The sequence below is a fragment of the Aeromonas sp. V90_14 genome (assembly GCF_029967615.1).
GTDB lineage: Bacteria > Pseudomonadota > Gammaproteobacteria > Enterobacterales > Aeromonadaceae > Aeromonas > Aeromonas hydrophila.
Genome location: NZ_JASCAS010000046.1, coordinates 35,538 through 55,042 on the forward strand (window position 1 = coordinate 35,538; position 19,505 = coordinate 55,042).

At 58.5% G+C, this 19,505-nt stretch carries 14 protein-coding genes; all 14 read left to right on the top strand.

The window, feature by feature from the left end:
- The first annotated feature begins 274 nt into the window (after positions 1-274).
- On the top strand, positions 275-2,320 hold the full coding sequence (tssI, locus tag QLG02_RS19615) for a type VI secretion system tip protein TssI/VgrG (RefSeq protein WP_282465948.1): 2,046 nt from the start codon (positions 275-277) through the stop codon (positions 2,318-2,320).
- Positions 2,310-3,038 carry a DUF4123 domain-containing protein gene (locus QLG02_RS19620; RefSeq protein WP_282465949.1) on the top strand — a complete coding sequence of 243 codons (729 nt, stop codon included), beginning with the start codon at positions 2,310-2,312 and terminating at the stop codon, positions 3,036-3,038. The genes tssI and QLG02_RS19620 overlap by 11 nt, the downstream gene beginning before the upstream one ends.
- A complete protein-coding gene (locus QLG02_RS19625; protein WP_282465950.1) occupies positions 3,035-7,729 on the top strand; it encodes an RHS repeat-associated core domain-containing protein in 4,695 nt (1,564 codons plus the stop codon). Before QLG02_RS19620 ends, QLG02_RS19625 begins: the two co-directional genes overlap by 4 nt.
- Positions 7,726-8,136, top strand: coding sequence for a hypothetical protein (locus QLG02_RS19630; protein WP_282465951.1), 411 nt, complete (start codon positions 7,726-7,728; stop codon positions 8,134-8,136). The genes QLG02_RS19625 and QLG02_RS19630 overlap by 4 nt, the downstream gene beginning before the upstream one ends.
- Positions 8,137-8,327: 191 nt before the next feature.
- Complete coding sequence (locus QLG02_RS19635; RefSeq protein ID WP_282465979.1) at positions 8,328-9,659, top strand: hypothetical protein; 1,332 nt, start codon at positions 8,328-8,330, stop codon at positions 9,657-9,659.
- A 679-nt stretch (positions 9,660-10,338) separates the two neighbouring features.
- Positions 10,339-10,842, top strand: a complete 504-nt coding sequence (tssB, locus tag QLG02_RS19640; RefSeq protein WP_005299975.1) for a type VI secretion system contractile sheath small subunit — start codon at positions 10,339-10,341, stop codon at positions 10,840-10,842.
- Positions 10,843-10,880: 38 nt separating this feature from the next.
- The gene (gene tssC, locus QLG02_RS19645; RefSeq protein ID WP_017411069.1) at positions 10,881-12,359 is read left to right on the top strand and encodes a type VI secretion system contractile sheath large subunit; all 1,479 of its coding nucleotides are present in this window, start codon (positions 10,881-10,883) and stop codon (positions 12,357-12,359) included.
- 6 nt (positions 12,360-12,365) lie between these two features.
- Complete coding sequence (gene tssE, locus QLG02_RS19650) at positions 12,366-12,797, top strand: type VI secretion system baseplate subunit TssE (protein WP_005299981.1); 432 nt, start codon at positions 12,366-12,368, stop codon at positions 12,795-12,797.
- Positions 12,798-12,800: 3 nt separating this feature from the next.
- Positions 12,801-14,567 carry a type VI secretion system baseplate subunit TssF gene (tssF, locus tag QLG02_RS19655; protein WP_282465952.1) on the top strand — a complete coding sequence of 589 codons (1,767 nt, stop codon included), beginning with the start codon at positions 12,801-12,803 and terminating at the stop codon, positions 14,565-14,567.
- Positions 14,531-15,529: a type VI secretion system baseplate subunit TssG gene (tssG, locus tag QLG02_RS19660; protein ID WP_029301185.1), complete on the top strand. Its 999-nt coding sequence runs from the start codon at positions 14,531-14,533 to the stop codon at positions 15,527-15,529. The genes tssF and tssG overlap by 37 nt, the downstream gene beginning before the upstream one ends.
- Positions 15,530-15,597: 68 nt before the next feature.
- Complete coding sequence (gene tagH / locus QLG02_RS19665; protein WP_263308576.1) at positions 15,598-16,848, top strand: type VI secretion system-associated FHA domain protein TagH; 1,251 nt, start codon at positions 15,598-15,600, stop codon at positions 16,846-16,848.
- Positions 16,848-17,363: a type VI secretion system lipoprotein TssJ gene (gene tssJ / locus QLG02_RS19670; RefSeq protein WP_282465953.1), complete on the top strand. Its 516-nt coding sequence runs from the start codon at positions 16,848-16,850 to the stop codon at positions 17,361-17,363. Before tagH ends, tssJ begins: the two co-directional genes overlap by 1 nt.
- A 2-nt stretch (positions 17,364-17,365) precedes the next feature.
- A complete protein-coding gene (tssK, locus tag QLG02_RS19675; protein WP_029301183.1) occupies positions 17,366-18,700 on the top strand; it encodes a type VI secretion system baseplate subunit TssK in 1,335 nt (444 codons plus the stop codon).
- A 22-nt stretch (positions 18,701-18,722) separates the two neighbouring features.
- Entirely contained in the window at positions 18,723-19,502 is a 780-nt protein-coding gene (gene icmH, locus QLG02_RS19680; protein ID WP_010634228.1) for a type IVB secretion system protein IcmH/DotU, read from the top strand.
- Positions 19,503-19,505 lie beyond the last annotated feature (3 nt).

A 19,505-nucleotide genomic window follows, 5' to 3' on the forward strand; every position in this document is an offset into this window, starting at 1 on the left:
TGCCCATCAGGGGCACTGCTTGCGGTGCCCCTTGTTTTCTTAACGCTTAGCCCGTTGCTTTCAACCGAGTCAGCTAGTTTCCCCCCATTTTTCTTATGTCCGTTTGCCTGGTGTGAGCGGGTACAAGAAAAAATCCGGGTTTACGTCTTGCCGCACGCCGTCAAGGGCGTGCGGTAGCCATGGTGTCAGAAAAACCGGGGCGATGGCGGATCTCTCACCCGGCTTGCAGTGCCCCGCCTGATGGGGCTACACGACATCTCAGAGGCGCTCAGCGATGGCAGACAGCACAGGATTACAATTTACCGTCAAGGTGGGGGCACTGCCCGAGAGCACCTTCGTGGTGGCCAAGTTTGCGCTGGATGAAGCGCTCAACCGCCCGTTCAACCTGCGCCTTGAGCTGGCGAGTGCCCAGCCCGACATCGACTTTGGCGCCGTGCTGGACCAGCCGTGCGAGCTGCTGGTGTGGTACAACGGCGAGCTGCAGCGCTGGGTGTGCGGGGTGGTCAGTGACTTCGCGCAAGGGGACAGCGGTTTTCGCCGCACCCGCTATCAGCTGCTGGTGCAGCCGGCCCTGTGGCGACTCTCTTTGCGCCAGAACTCCCGCATATTCCAGGCACAGAAGCCCGACGAAATCCTCTCCATCCTGTTGCAAGAGCACGGCATCACCGATTACGCCTTCGCCCTGAAAAACGAGCACGCCAAGCGGGAGTACTGCGTTCAGTACCGGGAAACCGACCTCGATTTCGTGAACCGCCTCGCCGCCGAAGAGGGGATGTTCTATTTCCACGAGTTTGAAGCGGGCAAGCACCGCATCGTGTTTGCCGACGACGCAGCCGCCCTGACCGCTGGCCCCGAGCTCTTCTTCAACCTCGGCAACCGTTCCCTCGAGCAAGGCCCCTATGTCCGCCAGTTCCACTACCGCGAGGCGGTGCGCCCGTCAGATGTAGAGCTCAAGGACTACAGCTTCAAGACCCCGGCTTATGGCCTCTCTCACAAAAAGCAGGGCGCAGAGCTCGAGCATCAACAGGATACCTACCAGCACTTCGATTTCCCGGGCCGCTACAAGCAGGATGGCAGCGGCAAGGCCTTTGCCCAGCACCGCTTGGATGCGCTGCGCAACGATGCGGTAGCCGGCAGTGGCAAATCCAACTGCGCGGCTTTGCTGCCGGGTCAGACCTTCTCACTCACCGAACACCCCAACGGCAGCCTCAATACCGACTGGCAAATCGTGCGCATCAGCCACACCGGCTTGCAGCCGCAGGCGCTGGAGGAAGAAGGCGGCAGCGGCCCGACCGTCTACCACAACGAATTTGATGTGGTCAAAGCCAGCACCAGCTGGCGGGCGCGCATCGGCAGCCCACAGGCCCCTCACAAGCCCATGGTGGACGGTCCGCAAATCGCCGTGGTGGTCGGCCCCGAGGGGGAGGAGATTTACTGCGACGAACATGGCCGGGTCAAGCTGCAATTCCCGTGGGATAGATATGGCAGCGCCAACGACCAGAGCTCCTGCTGGGTGCGAGTCTCCCAGGGTTGGGCCGGCGGTCAGTACGGCATGATGGCCATCCCGCGTATCGGCCACGAGGTCATCGTGAGTTTCCTGGAGGGGGACCCCGACCAGCCCATCATCACCGGTCGCACCTACCACGCTACCAACCGGCCGCCCTACGAGTTGCCGGCCAACAAGACCCGCACCGTGCTGCGCACCGAAACCCACCAGGGTGAGGGCTTCAACGAGCTGCGCTTTGAAGACCAGACGGGGCAGGAAGAGATTTACATCCACGGTCAGAAAGACCTGAACGTGCTTATCGAGAACGATGCTGCCTGGCACATCAAGCACGACCAGCACACCGATATCGACAATGAGCGGGTGTCCCGCATCAAGGCCAATGACCACCTGACGGTAGAGGGTGAGAAGCGGGACCAGATAAAAGCCGACTACTCGCTGAGTGTCGATACATCCATGCATCAAAAACTCGGTCAGAGCTGGCTCACCTTGGCGGGGCAGGAAGTGCACGTAAAAGCCGGTGCCAAGGTGGTGCTGGAAGCGGGTTCTGAAATTACCGTCAAGGTCGGTGGCTGCTTTATCAAGGTTGATGGCGGCGGTGTCACCCTGGTCGGCCCCACCATCAAGATGAATTCGGGTGGCAGCGCCGGCTCGGGAACTGGGTGGGCTGGAAAATCGCCACTAGGGCCCTTGGGAGTCAGTGTACCCCCTATACCCAAGGTACCGCTTAGCCCTGCCCAACTGGCCACCATGAAGAGTGCCGCCCCTTTCTGCGAAGAGTGCGAAAAATGCAAGGAGAGTGGTTGTGGAATTTGAGACCACAGCGCTGAAGGAATGGGTGCAGATGCAATCTGCTCCCCTTTACACCCTATTGGCGGCGGCGAGTGACGCGGCGCCTTTGCAGCATTATTACCAGCTAGATGGTCGAGAAACACCACGAGGGTTGTATCTGGGCACCCCTTACCATGACTGGTTGTCTGTGATGCCCTATCTGGTGGCGCTCGACAAAGACAGCCCATTCATCGATTGGGCAGAGACGACGGATGCGCATGACTGGGGTTGGCTCGTTGCAAGCGATCAGTCTATCGATTCCCTTTATGCTCATCTGCAGGGACTGACCCAGGTTTGGCATCAGGGAGAAGCGGTCTTCTTTCGTTATTGGGATGGGAAGTACCTGTCGAGCATTGTCAATCAGCTTGGTGATGGTGTGACTGCACTGCTGCCTGAGATGAGGAGCTTGTGGTGTCTTGGGAGTGCATTCTCATGGGAGCTTACGGAGCCGCGTGCTGCGCGCCCTTTTCCCTGGTGGGAGCTGCCCCCCGCCATTGCCGCGACATTGGCGAGGCAGGATACCGGTCCCCTCGTCAACAACCTGATGCAGCAGTTGGCGGATCAAAACGGTCAGCTCTACTGGTCATTTCCCGAGGCGAACCTGCGCTGCAAGGTCGCTCGCTTTGTCTCCCGTCATTCATCCCCTGATATCGATCTATTTCCGGCGCTGGAAGCGGCGCTGATCAATGAGGTTCAAGCATGAGCAATGCCGGCCAGGCCGTCTTCAACGAAGTGATCGCCGATTATCGCAACGTTCTGAATGCCTATCGCAAGGATGCCGAGAGTTTCTTTCTGGGCGACATGCTCAGCATGGACATGGAGCAGACCATCAAGGTGGGCGACAAGACCATCACGGCATCGTCCAGCAGCAAGAAGACGCAGTCCGTGGTGACGCAATGCCCGCTAAGCGGCACCTTACGTCTGGTTCATCTGTTTGAATCCGTACGTTTTATTCCCATCGGCAATACCCCGTACAAGGTGGAGGCGGGGAAACTGGTGCGCGGACGATTTGTCAGCGAGGCGGTAGCCAAGGAGGGAACCCTGGATGGCAAGGGCATTGCCGAGGTCGGTAAGCTAACCCCGGGCAAGTCCTATCGGGTTACCTTCTACCCCAATGTGAAGAAGAGCGATCTGGATACCTTGTTCACCTCTTATGTTCCCGTTCAAAAAGACCTGGAGGCATGGCTTACCAAGGAGTGGAACAGTGAGCACAAGGCTGCCTGGGCTCGTTACAGCGGTACTGGTGGTGGGTTTGGCAGCCATGCTCTTGCGGCAGCAAGCGGTATCGGCAAGGCACTGGTCGGGGTGTGGGACGATCTTAAAACCATCTACAACCTGCTGGCCGATCCGGTAGGCAACGCCAAAAAGCTGGCCGCCTTCGGAGTGGACGCAGCGGCCATGGCCAAGGCTGGGGCCTCCCAGATGGAAGCTGCCATGCTAGTACTGCAAGATGAAGCGCTGCTTTATCTTTATGCCTATGCCTTGGTGTGCTGGGTCAAGATGTTACCCCCTGATCAGCAAACCGAGTTTGGTGCTCAGGTGATTTCGTCGGTGCTGATTGATGTGATCATCGGTGTGGTACTGACTGGAGGGGCTGGCCTCGCGGCGCGTTATGGTGCCAAGGCTGCTTCCATGGCCAAGAACAGTGACCGGGTAATGCGGCTAGTCACCTCCTTGGTCAATCTCTCCAAAAAGCACAATTTGGCCCAGCACGCCCAGAAGGCGAAGAAGGTACTGGTCGCGGGGGCTGCACCGTTGAGCCCGGCCAAAAAAGCGGATCTCAAGTTGGTCGATGGCAATGCCAAAACGTTGGTGGAAAAAGGAACGGCGGCCAAACGCCGGTTCCAGGGGCACACCGAGATCAAGCAGGTGAACAAGACTCCGGATGCCTCCAAACAGGCAGTTACCCCGGCCAATCGCCCCCATCAACCTGAAGCCAAAACCTGCAAAAACAACTGCCCGGTCTCCATGGTGACCGGGGAAGAACTGCTGGCCCTGCAAGATGGCGAACTGCCCGGTTTGCTGTCCTTTGTCTTTGGGCGCCTCTATCGCACGTCCGCCGTCTCGCAATCCTGCGGCATGGGGATCGGCTGGACTCATGCCCTTGCGCACCGGCTTGAACGTCACGGCGATACCCTGACCTGGTGGGATGAGGAGTCCCTGGCAACGGAGCTGCCATTGCCATCGGTGGCCAGACCCATGGCGACCAACCTGCTGTCGGAGGCGGCGGTCTACCTCGGTGACGAGACTGATGAGGTCATCGTAGCCAAGGCCGGTTCACCATTCCTGCATTTCACTTGGCATGGCGACAGCGGGCGGCTGACCGGTTTTTCCGATCCCTATGGCAATCGACTGACGGTGCGTGCGGACCGTCAAGGACGCCCCGCCTGGGTGGAAAACGAAGGGGGGCTGGCCCTTCGTCTCACCTATGAGGGCGACCACATCATGGCGCTCGAGTTGCAGCGCTTTGATGGCATTGCCTGGCAGTCCCAGGCCACGCTGCAACGCTACCACTACGATGACCATGGTCACCTGGTGGCGGCCGAGAATGGGGCCGGGGAGTGCGAGCAATATCGCTATCGTGATGATGGGGTCATTGTGGAGCGCCGTCTGGCTGGCGGTGCCGCCTTCTTCTGGGAGTGGGAAGGGGAGGGTAAGGCCGCCCGAGCCATCCGTCACTGGAGCGATGTGGCGGGTTTTGATGTCATCTATGACTGGGATGATGACAAGGGCGAGGTGACGGTCATCAATGCCGATGGCAGTCAGGAGGTGTATCAGCACGACAGTCAGGCGCGTCTTGTTCGCCAGAGAGATCCGGATGGTGCCATTGCCGAGTCTGCCTACAATGCCAAAGGGCAGAAAGTGCTGGTCCGTGATCCGCTGGGTGCCGAGACCCATTATCACTATGACGAAGAGGGGCTGTTGGCCCTCGCAGTGGCTCCCGATGGCACTCAAACTGCCTATCAATACTGGGATGGCCGGGTTCGCAAGATAGTGCAGGGGGAGCGCGAATGGCGTTTCGAGCACAACCTGCAAGGCGATCTGATTGCCAGGCGGGATCCTCTGGGGAGCGAAACCCGTTATGACTATACCCCCCAGGGCAAGCTCTGCGCTGTGGTTCACCCAGACGGGAGCCGCACCGAGCTGGTGTGGAACCGCCTAGGCCAGTTGATCGAAGAGAAAGGGGTCGATGGCGGGATAAGCCGTTGGCGCTATGATGAGCGGGGCCGCCAGATCGTGCGGCAAGACCCGCGTGGCGCAATCACACGCTATGAATGGGACGCGGCCGATCGTCTGAGTACCGTTCATTTGCCCGGAGGCGGCATTCGCCGCTATGAGTACAACGCCTATGGCAAGGTAACGGCGCAGTGGGACGAGCAGGGACGTGAGACACGTTTTGAATATCACCCCGGTCTGCATCTGGTGAGTCGGCGCATCAACCCAGATGGCAGCGAGCTCAAATACCGCTATGACAACGCCAAGCTCTTCCTCAGCGAGATTGAGAACGAGCATGGGGAACAGCATCGTATCCACTACCATCCCAACGGGCTGGTGGCACGGGAAACCGGTTTTGATGGGCGCACCACTGCCTATCGTTATGACCTCAACGGACGTCTGAGCGAAAAGGTGGAGTTCGGCAAGCAGGAGACCGAACTGGTCACTCGCTATGAGCGCGACCCCATGGGGCGCTTGTTGACAAAATCCCTGCCAGATGGCCGCGAGTTCGCCTTTGAGTACGACTCCCACGGTCAGCTCATCCGGGTCGATGATGGTGTCTGGCCCCTGGCATTTGACTACGATAGCGCCGGCCATCTGCTGGCGGAGCATCAGGGGTGGGCCTCAAGCTATTTCCAATACGATGCCATGGGGCGGCGGTCACATTGGCAGCTGCCTGACGGCAACCAGCTTGGCTATCACTATCAGCACGGCGCGCTTGGCGGAATTGATCTCAACGGCGCCGAGCTCACGCGCCACCAAGTGGTGGGTGGGCTTGAGCTGCGCAGGCAGCAAGGGGCGCTCACTCAGCAGTATGAATATGACGAGCAGGGGCGCCTGACGGCATTGCGTCTGCAGCGGGGCAAACAGGTCTCCCGCGAGCGGCGTTACGGTTATGACGCAACGGGCAACCTGCTACGTATTGATGACAGTGTGCAGGGAGAAGTGCACTACCGCTACGATCCGCTGGACCGCTTGCTGGAGGTGCGGGGCGAGTTGACCGAGCGCTTCCTGCATGACCCTGCCGGCAACCTCCTGGGTGAAAGCTCGGGTGGTCAGTTCGATGGTGCCCGTACCCAGGGGAACCGGCTGCTGTTGAGTGGGGATCGTCACTTCGAGTACGACGAATTTGGCCGATTGGCAGTAGAGCGGCGCGGCAAGGGCCAGCAACTGGTGACCCGCTATCACTACGACTGTCAGCATCAACTGGTGAGGGCCGAGCTGCCCGATGGCAGCAACGCATGTTATGACTACGATGCCTTTGGTCGTCGCATTCGCAAGACGGTGAGTGGAGCAAAAGGCGGGCAGGTCACCGAATTCTTGTGGCAGGCCAACAACCTGATTGCCGAGAGCAGTTATCAGCTCGGTGATGATCAGCGCCGTACTGACGAGCAGTACCGCAGCTTTATCTATGAACCAGGCAGTTTCAAACCCTTGGCACAACTGGAAGGGGAAGGGCAGAAGGCCGAGGTATTCCATTACCAGCTTGACCACCTTGGTACACCATTGGCACTGACCCGCACAAGCGGGACTACCGCCTGGCAGGTGCGCTATCGAGCCTATGGCAATGTCTGGCGCGAAGAGATCGCCGAGGTGGCCACGCCCTTGCGTTTCCAGGGGCAGTATTTTGACGCCGAGACGGGACTTCACTATAACCGCCACCGCTACTATCAGCCCGGTACGGGTAGATTTATCACCCCCGACCCGATAGGCTTGGCCGGTGGGCTGAATAACTATCAGTATGCCCCTAATCCTATAGGTTGGGTTGACCCGTTAGGACTTCAAAATATCCAGATGGTTTGTCCTGGAGTGAAGGATGCAATAGCTAAGAGTGACTCAGCAAAAGAGTGGGGAACACTGCCTGATGGAACCAACCAAGGCGTCAAGCACTTTGTAGATTATTGGGATAAATATCCGGAAAGAATACCGTCTCTTGAGCAGCGACTTGGTTTGCCAGAGGGGACGTTTAGTCCATCTGTAGAAGGTTTTGAAGCTTTCACTAAGTCGGCCAAAAGTGTTGTTTCATCTGGTGTTGAAAAAGTATTGCCTGATGATAAAAAAATATATTTTAGGCCTGGTGCACAGAAAGAGGCGAAAGGTGTTGTTGTTGTGTTACGACATGGAAAAATACAATCGATGATGCCTAGTGATCCAAAGTCTTTTGGGAAAATGCAATGAAAATTATAGCAGCCAACGCTCTAGGGTATGAAAGAGAACTAGAAATTATCCTTGGTGGTTTAGTTATATATTGTACGACAACAGTCTTCAATAAATATGCTGATGTACCATGTGTTGATACTGAGATATTAAATGCAACTATAAAAGATAATTCATTTAATATTGAGTATGCGGTGTTGTTGCGAAATTTGGATGTGATGTTTGAGCAGCCGATTGTTCGTTCGCCAAGTACTATACTGAGTGGGGTTTGTATTGAGAGAGTTGAAGATGACTTATTTTTAATTAGTAATGATTTATTAGGCGTAGTTTCTGTTTCATTTGAGAAGTCAACTGGTTTGTCAGTGGGGGAAAGAATATCTCTGCGTGGGGAGTTATGTATTAATAGTGAGTGTATAGTCTCAACGTGAATTATTATAGACTAGTCTCAGTATTAATTAACTGTTATTTCCGTTTGTATGCACAATGGCGGGTTTTTACACCGACAGGTTTTTAGTTGCTAGCTATTAATAGTGGTGTGTGAAATTATTTTTGGATATTGATGGATTACATAGCATTATTTATGAAAAAAAATAACTTACTGTGTGCGGTTTCATTGTTAATGTTTGGTTGTTCAGTATCGCCAGTAAATGTCTCTGAGTCAGAATTGACTCAAGCTGCCCAGCAGGGCCAGGGTAAGGCGCAATATGAGCTAGCCAACCGTCTGGCGGCCAAGCCGGATTATCCCGAGGCGATGCGCTGGATGAAGCAGGCTGCCGATAAAGTCGGTCCGCTGGCGGCGGATGCCGATATTAGGAGCAAGGCTGCGCTACAGGTGGGAAGTTGGTATCAGGCGGGGTTGGGAGAACCTAAAAATCCTGTACTGGCCAAGCAGTGGTGGCAGCGCTCCGCCAAGTTGGGCAATTCGGAGGCCAGCTATCAACTGGGTCAGGACTGCCGGCAACGGCACAAGGGCAAGCTGGCCAGTGAGTGCCTTGACTGGTTCGAACAAGCTGCCAAGCGCGATCATGCGAATGCCCAGTTGGCTCTGGGGCAGTGGTATGCAGGTCAGGCGGGGGCTGATGAAGATGCCGTCAAGTGGCTGGAGAAAGCCGCCGAACAAGGTAATCGTGATGCCCAATTCCAGCTTGGCGCTCGCTATGAACAGGGGAAAGGGGTGAGCAAACGCCCTGATCTTGCCCTGCGCTGGTATGAGAAAGCCGCCGCTCAGCAACAGCCGGATGCTTTGTTGGTTCTGGCGCGCAAGGCGCCATCTGAAGAGGCATTCGGCCTCTATCAGCGAGCTGCCAATGCGGGGGCTGTATCGGCTCAGCTGTGGTTGGGACAAGCCTACCTGGTCGGTGATCTGGTTGCCCAGGATCTTGCGCTTGGCCGTTATTGGCTGGAGCTGGCAGCAGGCAGTGGTTCCCACGAGGCCGAATATCAATTGAGCCTGCAACAGAGCGATAGCGCCGCGCGAGAACATTGGTTGACACGTGCCGCAGAAGGGGGATTCAGCGAAGCCCAGCTAGCATTGGCGCAATGGCAGCAAGAGCAAGGGGATCTCGTCACAGCGCGCCAGTATTTTGCTTTGGCAGCAGCACAGGGCAACGTCGATGCTCACTATGCCTATGGCGAGATGCTACGGCTGGGATTGGGCGGCAAGGAAGACTACCCGCAGGCGCTTAAACAGTATCGGCTGGCCGCCAATGCCCTGCACCGATCAGCCCAATACCGCATGGGCATGATGCGAGAGCAGGGGTTGGGAGCTCCACGCAATAGACTGCATGCTTATGCGTGGTATCTGCTTGCTGCCACGGATGGAAATAGTGAGGCTTCTGAAGCACGTGACGAGCTTGAAAAAGGTATGACTGAAAAAGAGAAGAGCGCAGGGCAAAAACTTGCTCAGCATTGGTTTGTAGCGCTTTTCCAAGGGAAGAAATTGAACAGTTAGTCTATTTTTTTTGTCAACAATGATGAGTTTACAATCTACCTGAACGGTCGATGACCCAGAGCGCTTGATATAAGCCACCTTATCCTGGTGACATCATCGTGCATATTATGTTCTTCAGTCCCTTCATTGTTTTGCATGATGAAGGGATTTTTTGTTCTTGAATTGTCATTTTTTGTTACATGTTTTTTCTGGTCGCGACCATCTTTGTCGCACTGGCTCATGGTGAGATGTATGGATCACTAACATTCAAATTTATTGACTCTGGAATCTATTTTTCCGAGAGTGAGGTCTAGTTTCAAGAGTCACATGCGACTGTCTTGATTTGATTGTAACCGTCTGTTTTTACTTTACTTTTATATTTCATTTCCTCTTCGTTGATAAATAATCAATTGACTATCTGTGCCACACGCATATACCATGCGGCGCAAATGGCTCTTAGGCCAATATGACCTCTAACAAAGAGTAGAGGCAAAATCGGATTGTATAGATAACAAGATGCATACTGCGTTTTTGGTTATTAGAGCTTCTGCTTTGGTATATCGGAGACGCATCGTCAGCTGATGAACTTCTCACTGAATCCATCGGTGGTTCAGTCAACTGTCATTTTTGACAGTTGTTGGCAAGGGCGTTGGCTATAAGCTTTAGGGTCTTGGTTGACCCTTAACTTGGTATTTAGAGCATGGGAAAAGGAATTGACGGCGGCACTGTTGCGCCCAAAGAACGTATCAACATCAAATATGTACCGGCAACCGGTGGTCAGCAGGCGGAAATAGAGCTTCCGTTGACCATGATGGTGGTCGGCAATATGAAGGGCCGTACTGAAGACACTCCGATCGAGGAGCGTCAGACCGTCTCCATCGACAAGAATAACTTCTCGTCTGTCATGAAAGAATCCGCGCTGGAACTGAAGTTTTCCGTTCCCAATCGTCTGGAAGAAAACAGCCAGGATGAGCTGCCGGTTTCGATCAAGATCCAGTCTCTGGAAGACTTCACCCCTGACAGCGTGGCACAGCAAGTGCCCGAGCTGCGCAAGCTGCTGGAACTGCGCGAGGCCTTGGTTGCCCTGAAGGGGCCGCTGGGCAATATCCCCGCCTTCCGCAATCGTTTGCAGGATCTGCTGTCCAGTGATGACGCTCGTGAGCAGCTGCTCAAGGAGCTGGATTTGATTAAGCCTGCCGAGTGATCGCCGGGTTGGATTGACTGAACGAGAAAGGAACAAACATGTCTTTGGTCGAAGAACAGGTTCAAGCGGGGGCGGGTGCCGCCTCCTCGTCCTTGCTGGACGAAATCATGGCGCAGGCTCGTATCACCCCGGTGGATGAAGGTTACAGCGTTGCCAAGCAGGGGGTTGCAGCCCTGATCGCCAACATTCTGGACAGCGGTACCACCAGCGAGCCAGTCAACAAGGCGCTGGTGGACAGCATGATTGTCGAGCTCGACAAGAAGCTCAGCAAGCAGATGGACGTCATCCTGCATGCCAAAGAGCTGCAGGAGATGGAGTCCTCCTGGCGCTCCCTGAAGCTCTTGGTGGATCGCACCGATTTTCGCGAGAACATCAAGATCCAGGTGCTGCATGCCACCAAGGAAGAGCTGCTGGAAGATTTTGAGTTCTCGCCCGAAATCACCCAGTCCGGCCTCTACAAGCATGTCTACTCGACTGGCTACGGTCAGTTCGGTGGCCAGCCCGTCGGCGCCGTGATCGGTGATTACGCCTTTACCCACAGCTCACCCGACATCAAGCTGATGCAATACGTCAGTGCGGTGGGTGCCATGGCCCATGCGCCGTTTATCTCTTCCGTCGCACCAGCCTTCTTCGGCGTCGACAGCTTTACCGATCTGCCTTCCATCAAGGATCTGAAATCGGTTTTCGAAGGGCCTGCCTACACCAAGTGGCGCTCCCTGCGTGAGTCGGAAGATGCCCGTTATCTGGGGCTGACCGCACCGCGCTTCCTGGCGCGTCTGCCCTACGACCCGACCGAAAACCCCATCAAGGGCTTCAACTATCAGGAAGACATCAGCTCGGATCACGACCACTATCTGTGGGGCAACACCGCCTACCTGATGGGTACTTCCCTGACCGACAGTTTCGCCAAGTATCGCTGGTGCCCGAACATCATAGGCCCGCAGAGCGGTGGTGCCATCCACGACCTGCCGGTGCACGTCTACGAGGCCATGGGTCAGCTGCAGGCGAAGATCCCGACCGAGGTGCTCATCACCGACCGTCGCGAATACGAGCTGTCGGAAGAGGGTTTCATCACCCTGACCATGCGCAAGGACAGCGACAACGCCGCCTTCTTCTCCGCCAACTCGGTGCAAAAACCCAAGGTGTTCCCGAACACCAAGGAAGGCAAAGAAGCGGAAACCAACTACAAGCTGGGTACCCAGCTGCCCTACATGTTCATCATCAACCGCCTGGCGCACTACATCAAAGTGCTGCAGCGCGAGCAGATCGGCTCCTGGAAGGAGCGTCAGGATCTGGAACGCGAGCTGAATGGCTGGATCAAGCAGTACGTTGCCGATCAGGAAAACCCGCCGGCAGACGTACGTAGCCGTCGTCCGCTGCGCGCCGCCCAGATCAAGGTGCTGGATGTGGAAGGGGAGCCGGGCTGGTACCAGGTTGCCATGGCCGTGCGCCCGCACTTCAAGTACATGGGGGCGAGCTTCGAGCTCTCTCTGGTAGGTCGACTGGACAAGGAATAAGGCCCGATGCCGCATCTCTCTTCCTGGGATAGAGGAAATGCGGCCAGCCTGTTTGATCGCATCCGGGGGGAGGGGCTTGGCTCCTCCCCTCGTTCGGAAGTTGATGAACTGGTCGACTCTGTCAAACGGCAGCTCGACCAGATCCTCAACACCCGTCCCGGCAATTGCCGCAGTGCACCCGATCTGGGGGTCATTGATCTCAATGATGCCACTCAGGGCAGTGCGGATATCAAGGGGCGGATCCGGGAGGCGATCCGGCAATGCATCCGTCGTTATGAACCACGGATCATCCATGTGGATGTTCGTTCACCCGACTATCAGGCGAGTCCGCTTGAGATGTCGTTTCAGGTGACGGCCCATGTGCGGCTGGAGCATATCGAGCAAGTTACCTCGTTCAACGTCCATATGGACAGTCACCGTCACTACCGCATGGTCTGATCAATGTCGCTGGAACATTACTTCAGGGATGAACTGGCTTTTTTGCGCCTGCAAGGGCGCGAATTTGCCGACGCCTATCCCGAGCTCACCCGCTTTCTGTCGGAGCAGAACACCGATCCGGACGTGGAGCGCCTGCTGGAAGGCTTCGCCTTCCTCACGAGCAACCTGCGCGCCAAGATTGAGGATGAGTTTCCCGAGCTGACCCACGGTCTGCTCAACATGCTCTGGCCCAACTACCTGCGTCCCGTGCCCAGCATGACCATCATGCAGTTTTCGGTCATTCCGGGCGCCATCGCCCAGCCGGCGCTGGTCAGGCAAGGCTGTCAGCTCGACAGTCTGCCCCTGGACGAGGTGACCTGTCATTTCCAGACCTGTCACGATACCTGGGTCTATCCGGCCGATATCCGTCATATTGCTGCCCAGAGCGGCAACGATCTCTCCACCATTTCGCTGGATATCGCCCTGCATGCCCCTCTGCCGCTCAGCGAGCTGCAGCTGGACAAGCTGCGCTTTTTCCTCGGTGGCGACAGCTACACCGCCTATGAGCTCTACTTCTGGCTCTCCAACCAGCTCTCCCATATCGAGCTTGAGATAGACGGCAAGCGCTTTCGCCAGGAGGCCAAGGCCCTCAAGTCGGTCGGCTTCGAGCGCGATGACGCGCTCTTGCCCTATCCGAACAACGTCTATTCCGGCTACCGGATCCTGCAGGAGTACTTCTGCTTCCCGGAAAGCTTCCTCTTCTTCGAGCTCTCCGGTGGCGAGTGGCCCAAACAGCCGTTGCCGGTGAGTGAATTCAAGGTGCACTTCTGCTTCGACCGGCCGCTGCCGGCGGAGCTCAAGATCCGGCCCGACTCCTTCATGCTCAACTGTGTGCCGGCCATCAACCTGTTCCAGCACGATAGCGAGCCGGTCAACCTCAATGGCCGTCAGGCGGAGTATCCCCTCAAGGCGAGCTATCGCCATGCCGACAGCTTCGAGATCTTCTCGGTGGATCAGGTGGAGGGCTGGGTCGAGGGAAACCTCGGCCGCTCCCGCGGTACGCCGCGTATCTATCAGCCATTCGAGAGCTTCCAGCACCAGATCGAGCGGGCCAAGCAGCGGCTGGCGCTCTACTACCGGGTGCGGGTCAAGGAGGCGGTGAGCGGAGATGGGTTCGAGCACAGCCTCTCGTTCGTGCGCGGGGATGAAACCACCACGGTCGAACTGGATGAATCCATCTCGGTGACGCTCACCTGCACCAACCGCTCTCGCGCCGCCCGTCTCAAGGTGGGCAGCGTCTGCGTGCCGACCGGCAGCTCGCCCTCCTTTGCCACCTTCCGCAACCTTATCCGGCCGACCCGGCCGCTGCGCCCGGCGCTGGACGGCAGTCTGCACTGGACGCTGATTTCCAACCTGTCGCTCAACTATGTCTCCCTGCTGCGCCGCGATGCCCTGGTGCAGGTGCTGCGTACCTACGATTTTCCGGCGCTGCACGACAAGCAGGCCGAGCAGGCTTCGCGCAAGCGGCTGGCAGGGATTGAAGAGATCGAGACCAAGCCGGTGGATCGGCTGGTGCGCGGCATGCCGGTGCGGGGGCTCAAGTCGGTGCTCTCCATCCGCCAGTCCGCCTTTGGCAGCGAAGGGGAGCTCTATCTGTTCAGTACCGTGCTGGCCCACTTCTTCTCGCTCTATGCCAGCGTCAACGCCTTCCACCTGCTTGAGGTGGTCAATCTCGACAACAAGGAGCGCTACCAATGGCCAGTCCAGATCGGTCAGCACTCCCTGATGTGAGCGCCGCCCGGGAGGCGCCCCGCTTCAACTTCTTCCAGCTGGTTGAGCTGCTCAACCGGCTCGATGGCGCCGATCAGGAGCGGGGGCTCGACTACCTGCCCGGTGACGAGAACATCCGCTTCAAGGCGACCGCCTCTCTGGGGTTTCCCACCAGCGACGTGCTGCAGATTGGCCGGGATGGACAGGGTCGCCACGAGCTGGAGGTGGCCTTCCTCGGCCTGCACGGCAGTCAGTCGCCGATGCCCGGTTATTACCTCGATTCGCTGGCGTGGGAGTACGCCCAGGGGGAGCAGAAGCTCGGCCTGTTTCTGGACTTCTTCCACCACCGTCTGCTGACCCTGCTGCACCGGATCTGGCGCAAGTATCGCTACCACGTGCGGTTTCAGGACAACGGCGAGGATGGCTTCTCCCGCCTGATGTTCGCCCTGGTGGGGCTTGGCAACGAGGCGGTCTGTCAGAGCCTGCCGGTCAACCGGGCCAAGATGCTCTCCTATGCGGGCATGCTGGCCAGCCCCAGCCGCTCCCCCGAGGTGGTGGCCGGTCTGGTGGCCCACTGTTTCGATCTGGCCGATGTGCAGGTGAGCGCCTGGCAGTGGCGCAAGGTGCCTATTCATCAGGATCAGCAAAATCGCCTCGGCGGCGCCTGCGCCACTCTGGGGAGCGATTTTGTCATCGGTGACAAGGTGAATGACTGTGCCGGCAAGTTCTTGTTGAAGATCAACAACCTGAGCTTTGGCCAGTTCCTCGGGTTTCTGCCGAACGGGGAGCACTTCCATGCCCTGGTGACCTTTGTCTCCTTCATCCTGCGCGATCAGCTGGCCTGGGATCTGCGCCTGGGTTTCGGCCAGGAGCAGGCGAGGGGGCTGAGGTTGGGTGAAGAGCAGAGTGCCCGCCTGGGGTGGAGTACCTTTCTCGGCCAGCCGCCGAGTGATCCGTTCGTGACCATCTGCGTGCAGGAATAAGTGCAGAAATAAGTGCAGAAATCAGCAGCGCAGAAAATTTAACTACAGGAATCAGTGCAGGAGTAACTGTGGACGATTTTAACCAGCAACTTTCCCTGGTGGTGCTCAACAGCGAACAGCTCGACGGCAGCCAGCAGGTGCAGTACCGCTTCGACGAGATGGGGGGGACCCTGGGGGCCTCCGAACAGGATGACTGGCAACTGCGAGACCGGCTGGGGGCCGTCATGCCCGCCCACGCCCGCATCGAGCTCAACGACGGTCGCTTCTGCCTGTGCGATCTGAGCGGCCAGACCTATATCAACGGTGCCACCTCGCCCATCGGGCGGGCCCGCAAGGTGCATCTGGAGCAGGGGGACGAGCTCGTGGTCGGCCCGTTCCGGCTGCGCGCCTATCTGGGGGCCATCACCCCCGAGCAGAGCCTGCAACAGGTGCTGGGCAACCGCCCCACCGAGCAGCTCGACGAGTGGCTGACCAGCGATGAGCCGGTCGTGCCGGCTGACGATCCGCGTACCCTGGCGGCCGATCCCTTGCTGGCATTGCAGCAGGAGCGCAGGGCGCCCAATCCGTTGATGGATGGCCCGCTGGCGGACGCTCGCCTGCAGGCTTCACTGCGTTCACAACCGGATGTGGACGTCCCCCCTCTTGCCCCTTTTTCTGCTGTCGAGAACACCATGAACCAAGAATTTCTGGATATGCCCGCCATCGAGAACCATCCCGATTATCAGCTGTCGCTGGACGGCGTCGACCACGTGGCCCTGACCCCGCTGATGCGCGGCCTGGGTCAACCCTTGCAACTGCAGGACACCCAGCAGGCCCACGACATGCTCGAAGAGATGGGCAAGACGGTGCGGGCCATGGTGGAGGGGCTGCTGCAGCTGCAAAACGAACAGGCCGCGCTGGCGGACAAGCATCTGCGCCCCATCGAGGACAACCCGCTGCGTCTGGGCCTTGATTATGACGAGACCCTGGCGGTGCTGTTTGCCGAGCAGAAGAGCCCGGTCCACCTGAGTGCACCGGCGGCGGTGGCCGAGAGCCTGCACAACGTGCGCATCCACCACGTGGCGAACCAGCAGGCCATCGGCGCGGCGCTGGACAGCATCCTGCAGGCGTTTTCGCCGCAGGCGCTGCTGGGGCGCTTCGAGCAATACCGTCGCAGCGGTGCACCGGGCACGGCCGACGAAGGCTGGGCCTGGGACATGTACCAGCACTACTACCGCGAGCTCACCTCCGCCCGCCAACAGGGGTTCGACAAGCTGTTTCACCAGGTGTATGCCCAGGCCTATGACCAGGCCGTGCGTCAGCAACAGGGACTGATTTGATGATACGTGCGCTGATGCTGGGCGCCGCGCTGCTGGCCCTGGCAGGTTGTACCACCATGGGCAAGATGGCCGATGTGGCCATGAACCCGGATATCCAGGTGGGCAGCAATGACAGTCAACCGACAACCCTGGGGTTGAGCCTGCTGGCGGAGCCTGACGTCAACCCCAACGAGAGCGGGGAGGCGGCGCCCATCGAGTTTCAGGTGGTGCTGCTGGCGGAGGATTCCAAGCTGCTCGCTACCGACTATGACCAGGTGACCGCGAACGTGGAGAAGGCCCTTGGCAAGAACTACCTGGACCATCAGGACTACACCCTGCTGCCGGGCCAGTTCAAATACCTGCCCCCCATCAAGCTCGACGAGAAGACCCGTTACATCGGGGTGATCGCACGCTACGCCGACCCCGACAGCGCCGAGTGGCGCAAGGTCATCAAGATCAAGAGCAAGGGAACGGCTTATCAAATCCTGGTGCACCTGCGCCTGGATGAAGTGGAACTGCAAAAAGAAGAAGAATAACCATGTCGAGTCGAAATCGGGTTATCTGGCGTGAGGGGCTGTTCATCAAGCCCCAGCACTTCCAGCAACAACAAAGACATTCGGATTACGCGCTGCACGCTCGCCTGAGCGCGCTGTCCGACTATTTCTATGGCTTGCAGTCGCTCGCCATCAACGAGGATTACCTGGGCTTTGGCCGCATCGCCCTGGTGGGGGCCACCGGTATCCTGCCGGACGGGACCGTGTTCAACATCCCCAATGACGACGTGCTGCCGACCCCGCTGGAAGTCACCGACGCCTCGGTGGCGAACCAGAAGGTCTATCTGGCGCTGCCGCTCTCGGTGAGCGGTGTCAACGAGGTCAATCAGGGCGGCCAGGTGGCCACCCGGTTGCAGGCCCATCGCCACGACGTGCGCGATCTGCACAGCGAAGGGGGGGACGTGGTCTCCCTCGAAGTGGGGCGGGTCAGCCTGCGGCTGATGCTGGAGCGCGAGGATCGCAGTGCCTACGCCTCTTTGGCCATCGCCCGCATTCTGGACAAGCGTCCGGACGGCGGCCTGGTGCTGGATCCCAACTTCATGCCCTGCAGCATCAGCGTCTCCGCCATCCCGACCCTCAAGCGCTTCCTCGGTGAGTCGGCCGGGTTGGTCGCCGAGCGGGCCCGCAGCCTCTCCCAGCGTATCGCCGCGCCGGGTCAGCAGGGGGTGGCCGACGTGGCCGAGTTCATGATGCTGCAACTGCTCAACCGGGCCCAGCCCCAGCTCTCCCATCTGGCGCGCCTTGGCACCCTGCACCCCGAGCGGCTGCACGAGGCGCTGGTGCAGCTCTGCGGCGAGCTGATGACCTTTACCGACGAGTCTCGCCTGCCACCCGAGTTCCCCGCCTATCGCCACGACGATCAGCAGGTGAGCTTCGAGCCGGTGATGCTGGCCCTGCGCCAGGCGCTCAGCACCGTGCTGTCGCCGCGTGCCGTCTCCATCCAGCTGCGCAAGCACCAGTACGGCATCATGGTGGCCATGGTGAACGAGAGCGAGCTGATGACCAGCGCCGACTTCGTGCTGGCGGTGCGAGCCCGCATGCCGCAGGAGCAGCTGCGCAAGCAGTTGCTGCAGCAGACCAAGGTGGCTTCCAGCGACAAGATCCGCGAGCTCATCAGCCTGCAGCTGCCCGGCATTCCGCTGCTGCCGCTGCCGGTGGCGCCACGCCAGCTGCCCTATCACGCCGGTTACAGCTACTTCCAGCTCGACCGGCAGAGCCCGGCCTGGCAGATGCTGGCGGTGGGCAACACCCTTGCCTTCCATATCGCCGGCGACTTCCCCGAGCTCGACATGCAGCTCTGGGCCATTCGCAGCCAGTGATCGCACCAAGGAATAAGCAGAGATGACCACGGACATTATCAAGAACGAGCAACTCAGCGACCTGCTGTTCGATCATGCCGAGCAGCTGGACATGGATTCGGACTACTGGTTCCGCCTGCGTGGCCAGAGCATCAACCCGATGATCGATGCGGTGACCCCTTTGCTGGGGCTGGTGCAGCGGGTACGCCTGCTGTCGCGCTACGACCGGGTGCCCGAGCTCTACCAGCGGGTGGTGACCGAGATCCAGGCCATCGAACAGGAGCTGATGGCCCAGGGCTACGAGAACGGGGTGGTGCTGTCGTTTCGCTACATCCTCTGCACCTTCATCGACGAGGCCGTGATGGGCCGCGACTGGGGCAGCCAGAGCGAATGGTCCGAGCACTCCCTGCTGACCCGCTTTCACAACGAGACCTGGGGCGGCGAGAAGGTGTTCGTGCTGCTGGCCCGCCTGCAGGAAGACCCGGTGCGTTATCGCGACATTCTGGAGTTCATCTACCTCTGTCTGTGCCTCGGTTTCGAGGGGCGTTACAAGGTGATGAGCAAGGGGCAAGGGGAGTTCGAGCGCATCGTGCGCCAGCTGCACAAGCAGTTGGCCCCCGAGGCCGGCGGCGAGGCGCCCAGCGTGTTTCACCTCGATCTGGGCCAGCAGGCCTCCCGCTATCAGCTGCGCAAGCAGGTATCCCTGCGCAGCCTGTTCATGGGCGGCGCGCTGATCCTGGCGCTGATCTTTGGCCTCTATCACCACCAACTCAATAACCAGACCCAGGACGTGCTGCGTCAACTGGGCGAATTATTAAAATAAATA